Annotated in this window: 17 protein-coding genes; 6 read left to right on the forward strand and 11 right to left on the reverse strand. The window is 60.8% G+C overall.

Annotated elements, in window-relative coordinates:
• The first annotated feature begins 242 nt into the window (after positions 1–242).
• Positions 243–2,759 carry a GcvT family protein gene (locus J1W56_RS08195; protein WP_223612815.1) on the forward strand — a complete coding sequence of 839 codons (2,517 nt, stop codon included), beginning with the start codon at positions 243–245 and terminating at the stop codon, positions 2,757–2,759.
• A gap of 105 nt (positions 2,760–2,864) precedes the next feature.
• On the opposite strand, the gene J1W56_RS08200 is transcribed toward J1W56_RS08195, so the two are convergent.
• Both J1W56_RS08200 and J1W56_RS08205 read right to left on the reverse strand, forming a co-directional pair.
• A complete protein-coding gene (locus tag J1W56_RS08200; RefSeq protein WP_105732279.1) occupies positions 2,865–3,863 on the reverse strand; it encodes a GlxA family transcriptional regulator in 999 nt (332 codons plus the stop codon).
• Positions 3,864–4,082: 219 nt separating this feature from the next.
• The gene (locus J1W56_RS08205; RefSeq protein WP_223612816.1) at positions 4,083–4,343 is read right to left on the reverse strand and encodes a cytochrome c oxidase assembly factor 1 family protein; all 261 of its coding nucleotides are present in this window, start codon (positions 4,341–4,343) and stop codon (positions 4,083–4,085) included.
• 141 nt (positions 4,344–4,484) lie between these two features.
• On the opposite strand from J1W56_RS08205, the gene J1W56_RS08210 reads away from it, so the two are divergent.
• The gene (locus J1W56_RS08210) at positions 4,485–5,387 is read left to right on the forward strand and encodes a LysR family transcriptional regulator (protein WP_223612817.1); all 903 of its coding nucleotides are present in this window, start codon (positions 4,485–4,487) and stop codon (positions 5,385–5,387) included.
• A 193-nt stretch (positions 5,388–5,580) separates the two neighbouring features.
• Here J1W56_RS08210 and J1W56_RS08215 read toward each other — a convergent pair whose 3' ends face one another.
• The 8 genes from J1W56_RS08215 to J1W56_RS08250 form a co-directional block, all read right to left on the reverse strand.
• The gene (locus J1W56_RS08215) at positions 5,581–6,306 is read right to left on the reverse strand and encodes a copper homeostasis protein CutC (RefSeq protein WP_223612818.1); all 726 of its coding nucleotides are present in this window, start codon (positions 6,304–6,306) and stop codon (positions 5,581–5,583) included.
• Positions 6,303–7,217 (reverse strand): ROK family protein, encoded by a 915-nt coding sequence (locus J1W56_RS08220; protein WP_223612819.1) that lies wholly within the window; start codon positions 7,215–7,217, stop codon positions 6,303–6,305. Before J1W56_RS08220 ends, J1W56_RS08215 begins: the two co-directional genes overlap by 4 nt.
• Positions 7,218–7,295: 78 nt before the next feature.
• Complete coding sequence (locus tag J1W56_RS08225) at positions 7,296–9,323, reverse strand: ASKHA domain-containing protein (RefSeq protein ID WP_223613465.1); 2,028 nt, start codon at positions 9,321–9,323, stop codon at positions 7,296–7,298.
• A 139-nt stretch (positions 9,324–9,462) separates the two neighbouring features.
• Positions 9,463–10,425 carry a methyltetrahydrofolate cobalamin methyltransferase gene (locus tag J1W56_RS08230; RefSeq protein WP_223612820.1) on the reverse strand — a complete coding sequence of 321 codons (963 nt, stop codon included), beginning with the start codon at positions 10,423–10,425 and terminating at the stop codon, positions 9,463–9,465.
• An 11-nt stretch (positions 10,426–10,436) separates the two neighbouring features.
• Positions 10,437–11,303, reverse strand: coding sequence for a methylenetetrahydrofolate reductase (locus J1W56_RS08235; protein ID WP_223612821.1), 867 nt, complete (start codon positions 11,301–11,303; stop codon positions 10,437–10,439).
• 16 nt (positions 11,304–11,319) lie between these two features.
• Positions 11,320–11,622: a virulence factor gene (locus tag J1W56_RS08240; RefSeq protein WP_105732287.1), complete on the reverse strand. Its 303-nt coding sequence runs from the start codon at positions 11,620–11,622 to the stop codon at positions 11,320–11,322.
• A 189-nt stretch (positions 11,623–11,811) separates the two neighbouring features.
• Positions 11,812–12,396 carry a DUF4893 domain-containing protein gene (locus J1W56_RS08245; protein ID WP_223612822.1) on the reverse strand — a complete coding sequence of 195 codons (585 nt, stop codon included), beginning with the start codon at positions 12,394–12,396 and terminating at the stop codon, positions 11,812–11,814.
• A gap of 66 nt (positions 12,397–12,462) precedes the next feature.
• Entirely contained in the window at positions 12,463–13,095 is a 633-nt protein-coding gene (locus tag J1W56_RS08250) for a DUF1638 domain-containing protein (protein ID WP_223612823.1), read from the reverse strand.
• 69 nt (positions 13,096–13,164) lie between these two features.
• Between J1W56_RS08250 and J1W56_RS08255 the strand changes: the two genes are divergently transcribed.
• A complete protein-coding gene (locus J1W56_RS08255; protein ID WP_223612824.1) occupies positions 13,165–13,320 on the forward strand; it encodes an entericidin domain-containing protein in 156 nt (51 codons plus the stop codon).
• A gap of 86 nt (positions 13,321–13,406) precedes the next feature.
• Here the strand turns inward: J1W56_RS08255 and J1W56_RS08260 are convergent, their stop codons facing one another.
• Positions 13,407–14,105: a corrinoid protein gene (locus J1W56_RS08260; RefSeq protein WP_091877729.1), complete on the reverse strand. Its 699-nt coding sequence runs from the start codon at positions 14,103–14,105 to the stop codon at positions 13,407–13,409.
• Between the two features lie 253 nt (positions 14,106–14,358).
• Here J1W56_RS08260 and J1W56_RS08265 point away from each other — a divergent pair, with 253 nt between their 5' ends.
• From J1W56_RS08265 to J1W56_RS08275, 3 genes are all read left to right on the forward strand, one after another.
• Positions 14,359–15,945: a trimethylamine methyltransferase family protein gene (locus J1W56_RS08265; protein WP_223612825.1), complete on the forward strand. Its 1,587-nt coding sequence runs from the start codon at positions 14,359–14,361 to the stop codon at positions 15,943–15,945.
• An 86-nt stretch (positions 15,946–16,031) separates the two neighbouring features.
• Positions 16,032–16,718, forward strand: a complete 687-nt coding sequence (locus tag J1W56_RS08270) for a 4Fe-4S dicluster domain-containing protein (protein WP_223612826.1) — start codon at positions 16,032–16,034, stop codon at positions 16,716–16,718.
• An 84-nt stretch (positions 16,719–16,802) separates the two neighbouring features.
• Positions 16,803–17,378, forward strand: a complete 576-nt coding sequence (locus J1W56_RS08275; RefSeq protein ID WP_223612827.1) for an RNA polymerase sigma factor — start codon at positions 16,803–16,805, stop codon at positions 17,376–17,378.
• Position 17,379: the final 1 nt, after the last annotated feature.

Consider the following 17,379-nt stretch of genomic DNA (forward strand, 5'->3'; position numbering starts at 1 on the left):
CCCGGACTGTGCAAAACAGTTCGGGCCTGTTCGTTTTTAGGGTGTCGCTCCCATGCGCGCTACGCCAAGTCATTCCATTGCCTTGATCGGAAATTCGCACAAACCGCAGCCAGTTTGCCGCGCGTCGCGGCATGTTTTGGCCATGTCGCAAACAGGCCTTAGCAATGGACAGTGCGAACGGCATAGTGCAGAAAATGGCGCGTGCCGCCTGACCACCGATTGATATCAGAGGATAGATTGAAATGAAGACCCAAGCGCGTGTAGTTGTGATCGGCGGTGGTGTGGTGGGTGTGTCGACACTCTATCATCTGGCCAAGAAGGGCTGGAGCGATGTCGTGCTCATCGAGCGCAAGGAACTCACCTCCGGTTCGACATGGCATGCGGCCGGGCTGCTGCCGCTGTTCAACATGAGCTATTCCGTCGGCCAGATTCACAAATACTCCGTGAAATTCTATCAGGAACTGCAACAGGAAACCGGCATGAATGTCGGCTTCACCAATTGCAGCAACATCCGTCTCGCCCGCACCAAGGACCGCTGGGACGAATATATGTACTATGCCGGTGTCGCCGAGACGATCGGCGTGCCGGTCAAGCTTTTGACGCCGGAACAGGTCAAGGAAATCTGGCCGCTGGCGGAAATGGACGGCGTTCTCGGCGCCATCCAGCATCCGGAAGACGGCTATATCCAGCCGGCCGACCTGACCCAGGCGCTCGCCAAGGGCGCACGCGATCGTGGCGCAACCATCTATCGCTACACCACGGTTCTCGGCATCGAGCAGCTGCCCTCGGGCGAGTGGCTCGTCAAGACTGACAAGGGCGACATCACCGCCGAACACGTCGTCTCGGCAACCGGCAATTTTGCCCGCAAGACCGGCAAGATGGTCGGCCTCGACGTGCCGGTCATCCCCGTAGAGCACCAGTACATCGTCACCGAGCCGCATCCGGCCATTCTCGAGCGCAAGGCCAAGGGCCTGCCGGAGATGGGCGTGCTGCGCGAGAGCGATTCGTCCTGGTACATGCGTGAGGAAAACGGCGGCCTGCTGCTCGGACCATATGAAAAAGGCGCGCCTGTCTGCTATGTCGACGGCCCGTCCGATGCCAGCGAATACGAGCTGTTCCAGGAGGATCTCGACCGGCTCGAACCCTATATCGAAACCGCCATTGCCCGCGTTCCGGCGTTTGGCGAAGTCGGCATCAAGAAGGTCTATAACGGCGCCATCGCCTATACGCCGGATGGTTCGCCCATCATCGGACCTGCGCCGCGCCTGAAGAATTTCTGGCTCAATGAAGGCCATTCCTTCGGCGTTACCGCCGCTGGCGGCGCCGGCTGGCAGCTGGCCGAATGGATTGTCGAGGGCGAACCCTCCATCGACATGATGGGCGTCGATCCGCGCCGCTTCGGCCCCTATGCGACCGAAGGCTACCTGAAGGAAAAGAACGAGGAAGCCTATGCCGAGGTGTTCTCGGTGCACTACCCGGATGAAGAGCGCGGCGCCGCCCGCCCGCTCAAGCGTTCGCCGTCCTATGACCGCCAGAAGGCACTCGGCGCCGTGTTTGGCACCGTCTATGGCTGGGAGCGCGCCAACTGGTTCGCGCCGCAGGGCTATGGCTTCGAGGTCGCCAAGTTGGACAAGCCGGATGTGCTGCTCAACCACAACCATCCGAAGCCGGACAAGGACGGCAAGGTGAAGGAACTCTGGTCCTTCCATCGTTCGAACTACTTTGAACATGTCGGCAACGAGATCAAGAACGTCACCAGCAATGTCGGCCTGCTCGACATGTCGGCCTTCGCCAAGATGGAAGTAACAGGGCCCGGCGCGCGCGAATGGCTCGATTCCATTCTGGCAAACCGCATTCCCAAGAAGCAGGGCCGCATTGCGCTGTGCCATCTCCTGACCAAGCAGGGCGGCGTGCGCTCCGAATTCACGGTCTATGAGTGGGCGCCCGGCAAGTTCTATCTGGTATCCGCCGGTGCCTACGAGAACCATGACCATGATTATCTCGTCAAGCTGCTGCCAGCGGACGGCTCGGTAGCCCTTCGCCCGATCACGCAGATGTATGGCGTGCTGGTGCTTGCGGGCCCCAAGAGCCGCGACGTCCTGCAGAAAATCACCCGTGCGGACCTGTCCAACGAAGCCTTCCCCTGGCTGTCGGGCAAGGAAATCAGTGTTGGTACGGCAACGGCGCATGCGCTGCGTGTCAACTTTGTCGGCGAACTCGGCTGGGAACTGCATCATCCGATCGAACAGCAGAACACCATTTATGACCTGCTGCTCGAAGCCGGTGCGGAATTCGGCATCAAGCCGTTCGGCATCCGTGCGATGACGGCGATGGCGGTGGAAAAGTCCTATCGCCTGATCCCGCGCGAACTGTCGATCGAATACAATGCTTTCGAAAGCGGCCTCGACCGTTTCGTCCATCCCAACAAGGGTGATTTCATCGGCCGTGATGCCGTTGTGAAGGCCCGCGAGGATGGCCTGAAGTGGAATTTCGTGACACTCGAAGTCCATGTGCCCGGCATGTCGGATGTGGATGCGCGCGGCAGCGAGCCGATCTACGCCAATGGCCAGCTCATCGGCCGTGCGACGCATGGTGGGTATGGCTGGCGTCTGGGCAAGAGCCTGGCGCTTGCCATGGTCAAGCCCGATTATTCGGCGCTGGGCACGCAGCTGGAGATCAAGATCCTCGGCAAGACACACAAGGCGACGGTCATTCCGGAAGCGCCGTTCGATACGGAGAACGAGCGCCTGAGAGCATAAAGCAGTTCCGCTTGCATGGAGAAATGAAAATGGCGCCTGAACGGGCGCCATTTCTTTTGGTTGTGCGTTGCACGCTCGGCAGAGTTGCAGTCTATCCCGACTGGCTTAAGCGGCCATCAACTGCTTGCGGTCGGCCCGTTCCTGCTGCGGCGAGCGGCCGTAGAGCTCGCGGTAGCATTTGGAAAAATGCGAGGCCGACACGAACCCGCAGGCAACCGCGACTTCAACGATGGGCATCGACGACTGGATCAGCAGGTGGCGGGCACGGTCGAGCCGGATTTCCAGATAGTAGCGCGCCGGTGACCGGCCCATTTCCTGGCGGAACAGGCGCTCGATCTGGCGGCGCGACAGGCCGACATGGTCGGCAATCTCGATCAGCGACAGCGGTTCGGAAAGCCGAGCCTCCATCAGTTCGATGATGGTCAGCACTTTGGAATTCTGCACACCGAGGCGGGCGCGCAAGGGAAGGCGCTGGCGGTCATGCGGGCTGCGGACCCGGTCAGTCAGCGCCTGTTCGCAGACGCGGTTGACAATGTTGTCGCCGAAATCGTCGCCGATCAGCTTCAGCATCATGTCGAGGGCCGCAGTACCGCCGGCGCAGGTATAGATGTTGCCGTCGACTTCGAAGAGGTCGGCATAGACATCGGCCTTCGGAAACGCTTCGGCAAAACCGGGCAGGTTTTCCCAATGGATCGCACAGCGCTTGCCGGAGAGCAGCCCGGCAGCAGCGAGGATATGCGCGCCGGTGCACAGGCCGCCGACGGCCACGCCGCGGTTGAACTCTTCGCGCAGCCAGGCATAGACCGACTTGTTCTGGAATTTTTCCACATGCACGCCGGAGCAGACGAACACCATGGAGGGGCGGTCTTCGCCGGTCAGGAAGCGGCGTTCATCCTCAAGCGAGGAATTGGCAGCGCATTCGACGCCGTTGGATGCGGTGACGGGCTTGCCGTCCACCGACGCCAGGCGCCAGCGATAGGCCTCGTAGCCGAGCATGCGATTGGCAATGCGGAGCGGTTCGATGGCCGTCGCAAAGGCGATCATCGAAAAGTTCGGCACGAGGAAGAAAACAAAAGACCGCTTGTTGAGGCCCGTCTGGTTCATGATGTCTCTAGGTTCCCGTTTTTTACTACGAGGCCATGTCGCACCTGAAGTAGAGTCTTCAAATTACAGGCGTGGTCTCTTAAGCTTTTTTACAGATAGAACCATAGAATTATTCTAAAGGGAAGGGTGTCTGCCTGTGTCGCAAAAGCGCAGGCAGGCAGCATGGGAAAGGGAGCAGACGTGGCCCGGCCTGCTCCCTTACACTTGTATTCTCATGATTTATTGACGTGTGTGATTGAGGTCGCTGGACCCGCCAACCTGACGTTCATAGAGGTCCGGCCAGCCAATATCGAAACGGATATTTTCCGGCAGGCTGTCCAGCGCGGCTTCCGTCGCCCGCAGACGCCGCTGCCGGACAATGGTGTTGCGCGAGGCTTCTGCGATTGATGCCACGGTTCCGGCCGTGCGGCTTACGGCGGCGAACAGACGTTCGCTCAAGCTGGCCCGATGTTCGAGGTAATGGTCATTGCAGGCACTCATTTTGTTGCTCCTTTTGCTTCAGGTGGCCGTTTTCTGCGGCCTGCCCGTTCTGTGATCTTGACTATCTGCGCAAGTTGATGTTCAATCAAACGAAATTACAGAACACTATGGTTCAGAAAAATTGATGAAGGAGACGCCGCAATGTCAGCACCGATGCAGCATCCCATACCGATCCTCGATCTCGATGTGTTGCGTACCTTTGCCATGATTGCCGAAACCGGCAGCTTTTCCAGCGCGGCCAATGCGGTGTTCCGCACGCCCTCGGCGGTGTCCATGCAGATCAAGAAGCTGGAAGAGACGCTGGGTCATGTCCTGCTTGAGCGCGATGCGCGGTCGGTCAAACTGACGCCAAGCGGTGAACTTTTGCTGGGCTACGCCCGCCGCATGCTGGCGCTCAACCGCGAAACCGTGGCAAAATTCATTACCCCGACGGTATCAGGCGTTGTCCGCCTCGGTGCGCCCGACGATATCGGCGAAAAGGTGCTGCCCTTTGTGCTCAAGCGCTTTGCCGAATCGCACCCGGACGTGACGGTCGATGTGGTCATCGACCAGAGCAACAGCCTGCGCAAGCGGCTCGACGAGCAAAGGCTGGATGTGACGCTGGTCAATGTCAATGAAACGCTGGCGAAGCTCGATGAGGTCGAAGTGCTGATGACCGAGGATATCATCTGGGCCGGGGCGAAATGCGGTACGGCGCATGAGCGCAATCCCTTGCCCCTGTCGATGTGGGAAGAAGGCTGCATCTGGCGTGCCAATGCCATCAGCGCGCTGGAAAGCGCGGGCAGGGACTATCGCGTCGCCTATATGAGCGCCCATACGATGGGGCAGCGCGCCGCCATCGTGGCTGATCTGGCCGTGGCGCCTTTTTCAAAATTCCTGCTCGAGGACAATATGGTCGAGCTCGGCGCAGAACATGGCCTGCCGCCGCTGGGCGAATCGAAACTCGGCATGCTGGTGGCCAAGAATGCGGGCGCACATGTCAAAGCCGTCGCGCAGCATCTCCGGGTGTATTTTGAGGGTTATGAGCGGACGGGCAAGCTTTAAGGCGGTGATATTTTCACCCCCCTCTGCCCTGCCGGGCATCTCCCCCACAAGGGGGGAGATCAGCCTTTACTACTGTTTCGATCAGTTCTGAAACATTGCAAAGTTGGCAAAAGCGTTGATGTCGATGTGATCTCCCCCCTTGTGGGGGAGATGGGCGGAAGCCCAGAGGGGGGTGTCATTTCATCCCAACACCTCAACGCGTCAGGCAAAATGCTTTCAACGCCTTGACCAGCTCAACACTGGTGCGTTTCTGCGTGGCGGTTTCGAAACCGAGCCGCTGCGCGGCGGCGCTGACCGGTTCTGCTGGAACCGCGCAGGACGAATGGATTTCCCGGAACGGAATGCGCTGCAGGAGTGCGTCCGCATTGCCGATATTCACGCCGGAGCCGGGCATGATCTTGATCCGCCCGGCGGCGAAAGCGAAGGTCGTTTCCAGATCGCCGATTCCCTGCGCCGAGGTCGGCATCCGGCCGGAAGTGAGAATGCGTTCAAAACCCAGTCCGACTGCGGTTTCAACGGCTTCGCCAAGGTCCGGCACGAGATCGAAGGCCCGGTGCAGCGTCACGCCCAGCCCGTCGCAATTGCGCATCAGGCGTTCCAGCGTGGCATGGTCGAGGCTGCCATTGGCGTGGTTCGCACCGAGAACGACGCCGGCAAGGCCTGCACTGCGGATCATGTCGATTTCCCGCAACATGGCATCGATATCGGCTTCACCGAAAACGAAATTGCCGGGGCGCGGGCGGATCATCGCATAGATCGGAATGGGCGAAGCAATCGCCTGGCCGATCAGGCCCGGTGTTGGCGTCAATCCGCCGAGTTCCAGCGCCGAGCACAGCTCCACCCGGTCGGCGCCGCCTGTTATGGCAGCGGCAAGGCCGTTGGAATCATCGACGCAGACTTCCAGGAGAATGCCGCTCATCGTGTTTCGCCCATCAATCCGAGAACGCCTGCACCGATCAGGCCGGGTTCGATTTTCAGCTGCCCGGGGATGACCAGCGGCTTGCCGGTCTTCCACAGGATGCGGTCACGCACCGCCCGGTCCAGCCGCTCGATCAGCGGAACGGCATTGGCGAGGCCGCCGCCGACGGGTACAACCGATGCGCCGAGAACATTGAGCGTCATGGCCAGAGGGCCGCTGACAATGTCGATATAGCAGTCGATGGTACGCTCCGCCGCCGCGTCGCCCTTGTTCCAGGCAGCGATGATTTCGGTGCTCGGCAGGTCGACACCGTGGATATGGGCATGCAGCCGCTCCATGCCGCGCGCAGCACCCACCGCGTCGACACAGCCCACCTGACCGCAGCCGCAGGCATAGCGCGGAATGGCAATCGGCGGATTGCCGGCCCAGGTCGCGGAAATCGGCCCATGGCCCCATTCCCCGGCAAAGCCGCCAGCGCCTTCATGGATTTTGCCGTTGATGACAAGGCCGCCGCCAACCCCGGTACCGAGAATGATGCCGAACACCACGCGGTGGCCGCGTCCCGCGCCGACAACGGCTTCCGACAGGGCAAAGCAGTCGGCATCATTGGCGACAAGCACCGGACGGCCGAGTTTCTCGCTGAGGTCCTTTACCAGCGGACGGTTATGGATGCAGGGAATATTGGCGCAGGTGATCCTGCCGCTGTCGGCGTCGACCACCCCGGCGATGGAAATCGAGATCAGCGATTTCGGATCGGCGCCGCCATCCGCCGCTATTTTTTCGATGGCACCGGCAAAGGCGTCGAAATTATGCAGGGGCGTCGGCACTTTGGGCAGGGGCCGTATGTCTTCGGGCGCATAGGCCATTGCACCCTTGATGGCCGAGCCACCGATGTCAAAGCAGGCAATCATGGGAAAACAGGTCCGGAATCAATCATGGTGGATGTTGATAGCGGAATTTCCCCGCATGGCAAACTCAAGTGAATGGATTTATTCACGCGACCGGCGGGCGGCCCTGTCCTCGCGCGAGCGGCGGCGCGGCGTGGCATCGCCCGCCTGGCCATCCTCACCGACATTCTTGCGCGGCGGCAGGGTGACGGCCTGCGACAGCTTGGGGAAGGGGTCGATCTTGTTGGGCATGGCCATGGCATAGACGAAATGCTCCTGGAACTTTGGCTCCAGCGCTGTTTCGATCTTTTCGATGCGGGTGACGGTGTCTTCGATCTCGCGGCGGTAGTCGCGGTTGAGCAGCGCCATGCGCGCGCCCGTGCCCGCCGCATTGCCGACAGCCTTCACCTTGTCGAGGTCGCAATCGGGAATGAGCCCGAGCACCATGGCATATTTCGGATCGATGAAGGAGCCGAAGGCCCCGGCAAAGCGGATCTGGTCGACATGGTCGATGCCCTGCTTGTCCATCAGCAGCTTGACGCCGGCGTAAAGCGCGGCCTTGGCAAGCTGGATCGCGCGCACGTCGTTCTGCGTGATGATGATGGTCGGCGACCCCTCGTGCAGGAGGTAAGAGAAGGTGCGGCCCGTTGGCCGGATGCGCGGTGATTTGGCGACCAGACTGCCATCCACCACGCCGTCTTCGGAAATAATGCCGGAAAGATACATTTCAGCGACGACTTCGATGATTGCCGAGCCGCAAATCCCAGTAATGCCACTCGCCTGCACCGCTTCGGCAAAGCCGGGCTCATCCGACCATTGTTCCGTACCGATGACGCGGAAACGCGGCTCCAGTGTCAGCGGATCGATGCGCACGCGCTCGATGGCACCGGGCGCAGCGCGCTGGCCGCCGGAAATTTCGGCGCCTTCGAAGGCGGGGCCGGTCGGGGAGGAGGCGGCAACGGTGCGCTGGCGGTTGCCGAGCACGATTTCGGCATTGGTGCCGACATCGACGAGCAGCATCATCTCGTCCTGCCGGTGCGGGCCTTCCGCGAGCGTCGCCGCGGCGGCGTCGGCACCGACATGGCCGGCGATGCAGGGCAGCATGTAGACCCGCGAGCCGGGGTTCATGGCAAGGCCAATTTCACTGGCTTTCAGATGCACCGCGCCGGACACGGCAAGCGCAAAGGGCGCGCCGCCCAGTTCGGTGGGGTCAATACCGAGGAACAGGTGGTGCATGATCGGATTGCCGACAAAGACCGCATCGAGAATGTCTTCGCGCGCAACATTCCCCTCGGCGCAGACCCTGCCGATCAGATCATTGATGGCTTCGCGCACCGCATTGGTCATGCCTTCGCGGCCGTCCGGGTTCATCATCACGTAGGAGACGCGGCTCATCAGGTCTTCGCCGAAGCGGATCTGCGGGTTGGACGTTCCGGCCGAGGCAATGGTGCGCACCGACAACAGGGACGACAGGTGCATGGCAATGGTGGTGGAGCCGATGTCGCAGGCGATGCCATAGGCTTCGTTCTTCAGGCCCGGCCACAGGCCGATCATCACCGGTCGCGATGTTTCCTCGTCGTGGTGGATGGCGGCGGTAACCGACCATTCGCCCTTGCGCAGGATCTTTTGGATCTGCGGCAGCAGATAGGTATCCACGTCGAGATTGCGGATGCCCCATTCCTTTTCCAGCGCGGCTTTCAGGCGATCGAGATCGCCAAGCGGCTTGTGCATGTCGGGCTCTTCCACCTCGACATAGCACATGTGCACGGCGGGATTGCGCTCGATGACGCGCGTATCGGCATCCTTGCGCACGACCTGCGCATTGACCTGCACGTCCTGCGGCACGTCGACGACGAGATCGCCGAGAATGGTGGCCGAGCAGGAAAGGCGGCGCCCGTCCTTCAGGTCACGCTTTTCGGCATAGCGCTTTTCCTTCGGGCCGAATTCGGAGATGTGGTCGTTGGAGGAGGTGATGCCGTGCTTGGCAAAACGGCCTTCCTGCACGTCGATCTGGCAGCGCCCGCAGATGCCGCGCCCGCCGCACACGCTTTCCACATAGACACCCAGGGTCCGCGCTGCTTCCAGCACGGTCGTGCCGACCGGAAAATGCCCGCGCTTGCCCGACGGCATGAACAGGACAAGTGCGTCCTTTGCCGATGCTTCAGTGTCTTTCACGGGTGCGTCCACGATCAATGCTCCAAGACTTCAAGGCGAGGGGCATTTACGCCCACCGCCTTTCTATGCCGAGCCGTTGGCCCGGTGCAAACAGTCAGCCTGCGGCGCCGCGCCGCGCTTCACGGCCACCACGCCGCCGTGCGCCGCCATTGGCGTCGGCAGGCACCGAAACAGCAGGCGCTGCCCCGGCCGCGGCCGGCTGGTGGTCGCGATACTTCTTGATCCAGTAGGTGCAGTTGGCGTCGGTGCCGTTGAGGACGTTGGCGGCGTGCACCGCTTCCATTTCCTGCGGACGGCAGGGATTCATGATCGCCGATGTCATGCCGGCGCCGATCACCATGGGAATGAACCCGGCATTGATGCCGTGGCGATGCGGCAGGCCGAACGAGATGTTGGACAGGCCGCAGGTGGTGTTGACCTTCAGTTCCTCGCGCAGGCGGCGCAGCAATGCGAAAACCTGGCGGCCCGCATCGCCGAGAGCGCCGATGGGCATGACCAGCGGATCGACAACGATGTCATGCGCCGGAATACCGAAATCGGCGGCGCGCTGCACGATCTTCTTGGCAACAGCGAAACGCACGTCCGGGTCCATGGAAATACCGGTCTCGTCGTTCGAGATGGCAACAACGGGCACGTTGTATTTCTTGATCAGCGGCAGGATGGCTTCCAGCTTTTCCTCTTCGCCGGTGACGGAATTGACCAGCGGGCGGCCCTTGGCAACCTTCAGTGCGGCTTCAATGGCGGCGGTGACCGAGCTGTCGATGGACAGGGGGATGTCGACGAGATTCTGCACGATCTCAAGTGTCTTGACGAGAAGTCCCGGTTCCGTGGCATTCGGGTCGACAGAGGTAACACCCGCATTGACGTCAAGCATGGTTGCACCAGCGGCAACCTGTTCCAGCGCATCCTTGATGACCGTATCAAAAATGCCGGCAGCCATCTCGGCCGCGAGTTTCTTGCGGCCGGTCGGATTGATGCGTTCGCCGATCACGCAGAAGGGCTGGTCAAATCCGATGATGATTTCTCTGGTCGCCGAGGCAACGATCGTGCGGGTCATTCAGGAAATCCTTAGTTGGATGCTGCGGATGCGTATTGGGCCGATGCGACATTCCAGGAGCCGCGATCGACCAGCCATTCGGAGGACTTCTTCAGGCCGCCGAACGGGAAAATGTGGATCTGCTTGATGGCGGAGGCCGGGCTGTTGATGACGTGCTGCTCGATCGGGCCGACCACGCCTTCCGGCGAATGGCTGGTGGCGAGCGCTGTCAGCGACAGGGCGTTCTTCTTCAGGAAGCTGATCGAGTTGCCGACGCCGCACATGGCGGCATATTTGATCAGCGTGGTGATCTTGGCCGGTCCGGCAACGCCGAGATGTACGGGCAGATCAACGCCATGTTCGCGCAGGGATTCGGCATAGCGGATGAAACGCTCGGCGTCGAAACCGAACTGCGTGACCACGCGCAGGCGGGCGCCGGTGCGCTCGCCGAAATTCTTCTTCAGGCGCAGGGCTTCCAGCGCCACGGCCTCGGAAAACTCCGGGCTGCCTTCGGGATGGCCGGCAACGCCCATCTCGGTGATGCCGTATTTGTCGAAAAAGCCGGTTTCCAGCACTTCCATGGTGGAGGAGAACTCGCCGGCCTGCCGTTCGAGGCCGCCGCCGATGACCAGCACGTCGGTCACCCCTGCTTCTTCAGCGGCGCGGCGGATGCGGGTTTCCAGGGCTGCCCGTGTTCCAAGGCGGCGGGAGGCGAAATGCGGTACGGGCTTGTAGCCGAGATCATGAATGCGCTTGGCGGCAGCGGTGAGCGTGTCCACGCCATCGGTGCCCATGTCGGTGATGTAGACACGCGTCCCTTCCGGAAACAGACCCGGCAGGTCCTGTGAGTCAATCGCCTGGCGCGCGGCCACTTCGATGGATGCTGCGATCTTTGTCATTGGCTTTGCTTTCAATTCATGAATTGTCATGTCCGCCTGCCTTTACCAGCGCTACAAGGCGCTCCCGATGATATTCGCTGTCGATACGGGCGAGGGCTGCATCAGCCTCCGCGTCCAGATCGTCACTCACCGGCACCGGTGTTCCCCGGCGCCATTCTGCCAGATAGGCGTCCGAATCCTTGGCGCCTATGCGCATCGCACACATGTCGATGGCCTCAGTAAATCGAAGAGGAAGTTCACGTTTTGCGGCCTGGCGTCCCTTTTTGACGGTCACCTGAGCAGGAATGTCCCGCCAATAAACGACAATGAGATCGGCCATGCACTTTATCCTCCAACGAGGACCGTTTTGCCGGAAAATCAGGGGTTAAGCTTGCTATCTCACGACGTGCGCGCCCTCAAATGCGACGTGCACCATTGTTGCTTTTGCGACAGGGATTTTAGCGGGATATCTGTATTCAACCCCAGCCCCCATGGATGGCCGGGGTGACATTGCGATCACGCGTCGCCTTCAGCGCTTGAATTCCATGATGTTGAGCAGGGATTCGTAATAGGGTGCCGGGAATTCGATGCGGAAGGCGTTCTTGCCGATGCGGTAGGCATAACCGGCTTCGTCGGTTTTCGGACCTGCGCCGTATTTCACTGGTTTCTGATCCGCGACATAGCCGGTGCCGAGATAGGTCAGGCGCGTGTCGCTTTCGGTGTAGAACCGGCCCTTGGTGCGCTGCGAGCCCGTCACCTTTTCCAGCGCCCAGCCCGAGCCGTCGTCGGTGACCCTGCACTTGAACCAGCCATAGACAACGAGTGCCGGGGCCATGCCGCCAAGCTTGATTGTCCGGCACTGCCAGTTTCCGGTCATGTCGAAATCCTGGCTGAACGGCAGGCCGGGCCGCTTCAAGAGGTCATCGACCAGGCGCACATCCGCCGCAGTCCCGCTCGCCCTGGCCTGCGTCAGGGCCTTGGCCTTTGTCTGCTCGTATTGTTCGAGACGCTTGCTGTCAGACGCGGTGATGATCCTGGTGATTGCGCCATCCGCATGGGCGGCAGTCAGCATGCTCAGGCCGATCATGACGGCAAAAAGGCTTCGAGACACCATGGAACTGTCCTTTGTATTCGATTCCGTTGGAGGCAACATGCCGATTTGGGGACAGAAAGGAAAGCGTCAAGGCGCGGCGGGTGCCGCCGCTTGTATCAGGGCGGGGACCAGATCGCCAAAGGCGGTAAAGCGCCGCTCATAGGCAAGGCCGAGAAATTCCGCCGCCCGTTCCGCATTGGCATTGAGTTTGGGGTCGTCGGTCTGGGCGAGGTAGATCATCTTGGTGTAATTGCCGAAATACATGTCGCGCAGTTCCGGATGCCGGTCGAGGCCAAGCGGCTTGACCATGAAGGCCTGGAAATGCCGGGCAAGGAAGTCGGTCATGAAAAACGACGTCATGTCGTCCTCCCATCGGGAGGCAAAGGCGTCGTTGCCGACATAGAACGAGAAGCAATGCGGCCCCTCGATTCGCTCCACGCCATGCTTCGCGCAGACCTGATCGAGCAGGCCGCCGGTGCCGCAATCAGCATAGCCGACGAAGATACGCTTGATGCCTTCAGCCTTGGCCCGTACAATGGCCCGGTCAACCGATGGGGCGATTTTCTGGGGGTAATGGTGATAAACGGCGGGCAGGCATTTCAGTTCGATATGATCGAGGCCGAATTGCTCGCGGATGGCCAGTATTTCGCGGGCAATCATGCCACAGGCGATCACCCGGACCTTTTCCGGCGTATTATTCGAGTTCCGGCTCATATTCATGGAACTGATTTCGCTCCATCGCGTTATGCGAACGTTGATTAAATTCTATCAGAACGGGAGACCCTGTCCATGAAACTATCACGCGTTGTACCAATTGCCGCTGTTCTTGCTGTCGTCGCTCTTGCCGGCTGCGCCAACACCATCCGCGGCATGGGTGCAGATACAGCCAATACCGTGAATGCGACCCAGTCCGCTGGTCACAGGGTTGTAAAAGCTGCCAACTGATCCCCAGGTCTGAGAAGGCCGATTTCAGCAAACCCATATTATGTTTGAAAAACGGCCGCATTTGGATGCGGCCGTTTTGTTCCGGTTCAGGCGCCGGACATCTGATTGTGCTTGCGCTTCATGTAGTCCTTGGCGGTTTCCACCGCGACGGCCGCATCGCGGCAATAGGCGTCGGCGCCGACGGCCTTGCCGAATTCCTCGTTGAGCGGAGCACCGCCGACCAGCACGACGTAATCGTCGCGAATGCCCTTTTCCTTCATCGTGTCGATGACGACCTTCATGTAGGGCATCGTCGTCGTCAGCAGGGCGGACATGCCGAGAATGTCGGGCTTGTGCTCTTCGATGGCGGCGAGATAGTTCTCGACCGGGTTGTTGATGCCAAGGTCAATGACGTCGAAGCCTGCGCCTTCCATCATCATGCCGACGAGATTCTTGCCGATGTCGTGAATGTCGCCCTTTACCGTGCCGATGACAAGCTTGCCCTGTTTCGGCGCGCCGGTGGCGGCAAGGAGAGGGCGCAGGATGAACATGCCGGCTTTCATCGCATTGGCCGACAACAGGACTTCCGGCACGAAGAGGATGCCGTCGCGGAAATCCTCGCCGACGATGCGCATGCCTTCGACGAGCGCTTCGGTCAAAACCCTGTAGGGGACCCAGCCGCGCTCGAGCAGGATATTGGTGCCTTCCTCGATTTCTTCCTTCAATCCGTCGTACAGATCGTCGTGCATTTGTTCGACGAGTTCGTCGTCCGAAAGCTCCGAAAGAATGATTTCATCGTCGGCCATGGGTGTTCTTCCTCTCAAGCGTTATGCACAGCTTTGTACCGGTACTGGCATTCCCTTAACATATCGGGCAAGTTGCTGAAAACGCATTGCTTAAATGCGACCTCGTAAATGACGAAAACGACTGTCTGTTTGTCTTCCATGCGCCATTGTTTGACGCACACGGGAACGCCCCGATATGTGTCGCGGGTAGGATTTGGGTGTTGAGGTCATGACCGAAGAACCAATCCGCGCATCAAGCGCCTGGAGAGAGAAAATGAATCAGGAAACGCCAGCCGACGCACCCGTGGACACTGCAGAAAGCGGCGGACGCCGCGGGCGCGGTGCCGGTGCAGGCGCTGCTGCACGCCGTGCCGCCCGTTCCGGCGGCGGCCCGGGCAAGTCGCTCACCTTTATCACGCGCAAGATTCGCGAATATGAAGTGCTGGATGAGGAAGGGCTGGCGCTGATCGAAGCCAATGCGGATACGGTGCTTGAAGAGATCGGCATCGAGTTCCGCGACGATGCGGAAGCCCTGCAACTCTGGCGCGAAGCCGGTGCCGATGTCAAAGGCGAGCGGGTGCATTTCCCCAAGGGGCTTCCCCGGTCGCTTTTGAAAACCGCGCCTTCGGTCTACACGCAGTATGCGCGCAATCCCGAACGGTCCGTGCAGATCGGCGGCAAGGCCACGGTGTTCGCGCCGGTCTACGGTCCGCCCTTCGTGCGCGACCTTGAAGGCAACCGCCGCTACGCGACCATCGAGGACTTCAACAATTTCGTGAAGCTCGCCTATATGGCGCCGTCGATCCACCATTCCGGCGGAACCGTGTGCGAGCCGGTCGATGTGCCCGTCAACAAGCGCCATCTCGACATGATCTATGCGCACATCAAATATTCCGACAAGCCGTTCATGGGCTCGGTCACCGCGCCCGAGCGCGCGGAAGACACGATTGCCATGTGCAAGCTGGTGTTCGGCGAGGACTATCTCGACCAGAACACTGTTTTGACCAGCCTGATCAATGCCAATTCGCCCATGGTCTTCGACGAGACGATGGTCGGCGCGCTGAAGGTCTATGCCCGCAACAATCAGGCCTGCATCGTCACGCCGTTCATTCTCGCCGGTGCCATGAGCCCGGTGACGGTGGCCGGCACGCTGACGCAGGTTCTGGCGGAAGTGCTGGCCGGTGCGTCCTTCACCCAGCTCATCCGCCCCGGCGCTCCGGTGATTTTCGGCACCTTTGCCTCGTCGATCTCGATGCAGTCGGGCGCGCCGACATTCGGCACGCCGGAACCCTCGCTCGTCTCCTACGGCGCGGCACAGCTGGCACGGCGTCTCGGACTGCCGTTCCGCACCGGCGGTTCGCTTTGCGCCTCAAAGGTTTCCGATGCGCAGGCGGCCTATGAAAGCGCCAATACGCTGAACTCGACGCTGCTGGCCGGAACGAATTTCGTGCTGCATTCGGCCGGCTGGCTCGAGGGCGGTCTCGTGTCCTCCTATGAAAAGTTCATGATGGATATCGACCAGCTCGGCATGGCGCAGAAATTCGCCGAAGGCATCGATCTCTCGGAGAACGGCCAGGCCATGGACGCGATCCGCCAGGTGGGCCCGGGCAGCCATTATCTCGGCTGCGACCACACGCAGGCGAATTTCCAGACGGCGTTCTACCGCTCGAACATTGCCGACAACAATTCCTACGAGCAATGGCTGGCCGAAGGCGAAAAACGTGCCGACCAGCGCGGCAACGAGCTGGCACGGCGCTGGCTTGAAAGCTACGAGGCGCCTTATCTCGATCCGGCCATCGACGAATCGCTGAAGGAATTCATCGCCAAGAAGAAGGCGTCGATGCCCGACGCATTCACCTGAAAGAAGCCCGAGGACGGCCGGGCTAAAGTGGCCAATCTGATCCATCAGGAAGTCTGGGCCTCTGCTGTCAAAGGTCCGGGCCCCGGATGATCTTTGCCGATCCGTTCCTTGACCAGATCACCGCCGCGCTGGAACCGCATGGTCTCGTTCCGCGCGGCGGTTTCGTGTTTGGACCCGATGAGGCCGCGCCCGGCCTGCACCACGGCGCTGCAGCGCGCAGCGTGGTGCTCATCGGCCATTTCGGCTCATCGATCTGGCCGCATTTTACACGATGGCGGCAGTTGCACAGCGATCAGCCCGATCCGCTGGATGCATGGTCCAAGGCGGTGCTGACGCATGTTGCGGTCGAACTGGACGGGCAGGCGGTGTTTCCGTCGGACAGGCCCTATCTGCCCTTCCAGCAATGGGCGAAGCGGGCGGAAGGCCTGTCCGCCTCGCCGCTGGGGCTGCTGATTCATCCCGAATATGGGCTCTGGCAGGCGTTTCGCGGTGCGCTGCTGTTTGACAGGGCGATGGGTTTTCCCGCTGTCCCGTTGAACAACCATCCCTGCGATACCTGCATCGAAAAGCCCTGCCTGCACGCCTGTCCGGTCGATGCTTTCGACGGTGCGGGCTTCGCTGTGGGCCGCTGCCGCAGCCATCTGGCAGTGCCGGAAGGCGCGCTTTGCATGGATGGCGGCTGTCTTGCCCGGCTGGCCTGTCCCGTGGGCCGTGAACACGCCTATACGGCGGACCAGCAGCGCTTTCACATGGCGGCGTTTGCCGCGGCCTGACGTCAGCCAAAAAATATTTTGATTGATTGCATTTTTTCACCCAAGGATTGACGCCGTCGCATCGTCAAAGCTGCGATGAACAGGGTGACAGGCATTTTGGATATTTCCGGTTTGACGGATGACACGGCGGATAGTTCAACCCTTGTGGCGCAGGCGCGGGCAGGGAACCGCAGCGCATTCGGGCTCCTGATCGAGCAGAACTATGACTTCATCCACCGCATCGCCTGGCGCTGGTCGGGCAACCGCAACGATGCGGAGGATATCGCGCAGGATGTCTGCATCAAGCTCGGCAGCGCCATCCGGCAATGGCGCGGCGAGGGGCATTTGCGCACCTGGCTCTACCGGATGACGCTGAATGCCGCGCGTGATCACCTGCGCCGCCATGTGCGTGAAAAGCGCAAGGCCGAGGCCTATCACCGCGAACTGCTGAGTGACGCTCCACCTCCCGATGCCGGGGATGATGACGTCACCGCCCTGTGGGCGGCGGTCAAGACATTGCCTGATAAGACCGCGGATGCCGTCCTGCTGGTCTATGGGGAGGGCTTGAATCATGCGCACGCAGCCGAAGTGCTCGATTGCGCCGAAGCCACGGTTTCGTGGCACATCCACGATGCCAAGAAACGGCTGAAGCGCATCCTGCGCGCGCCGGAGGGCCTTTGAC

Source organism: Phyllobacterium calauticae (assembly GCF_019991125.1).
Taxonomy (GTDB): domain Bacteria; phylum Pseudomonadota; class Alphaproteobacteria; order Rhizobiales; family Rhizobiaceae; genus Phyllobacterium; species Phyllobacterium calauticae.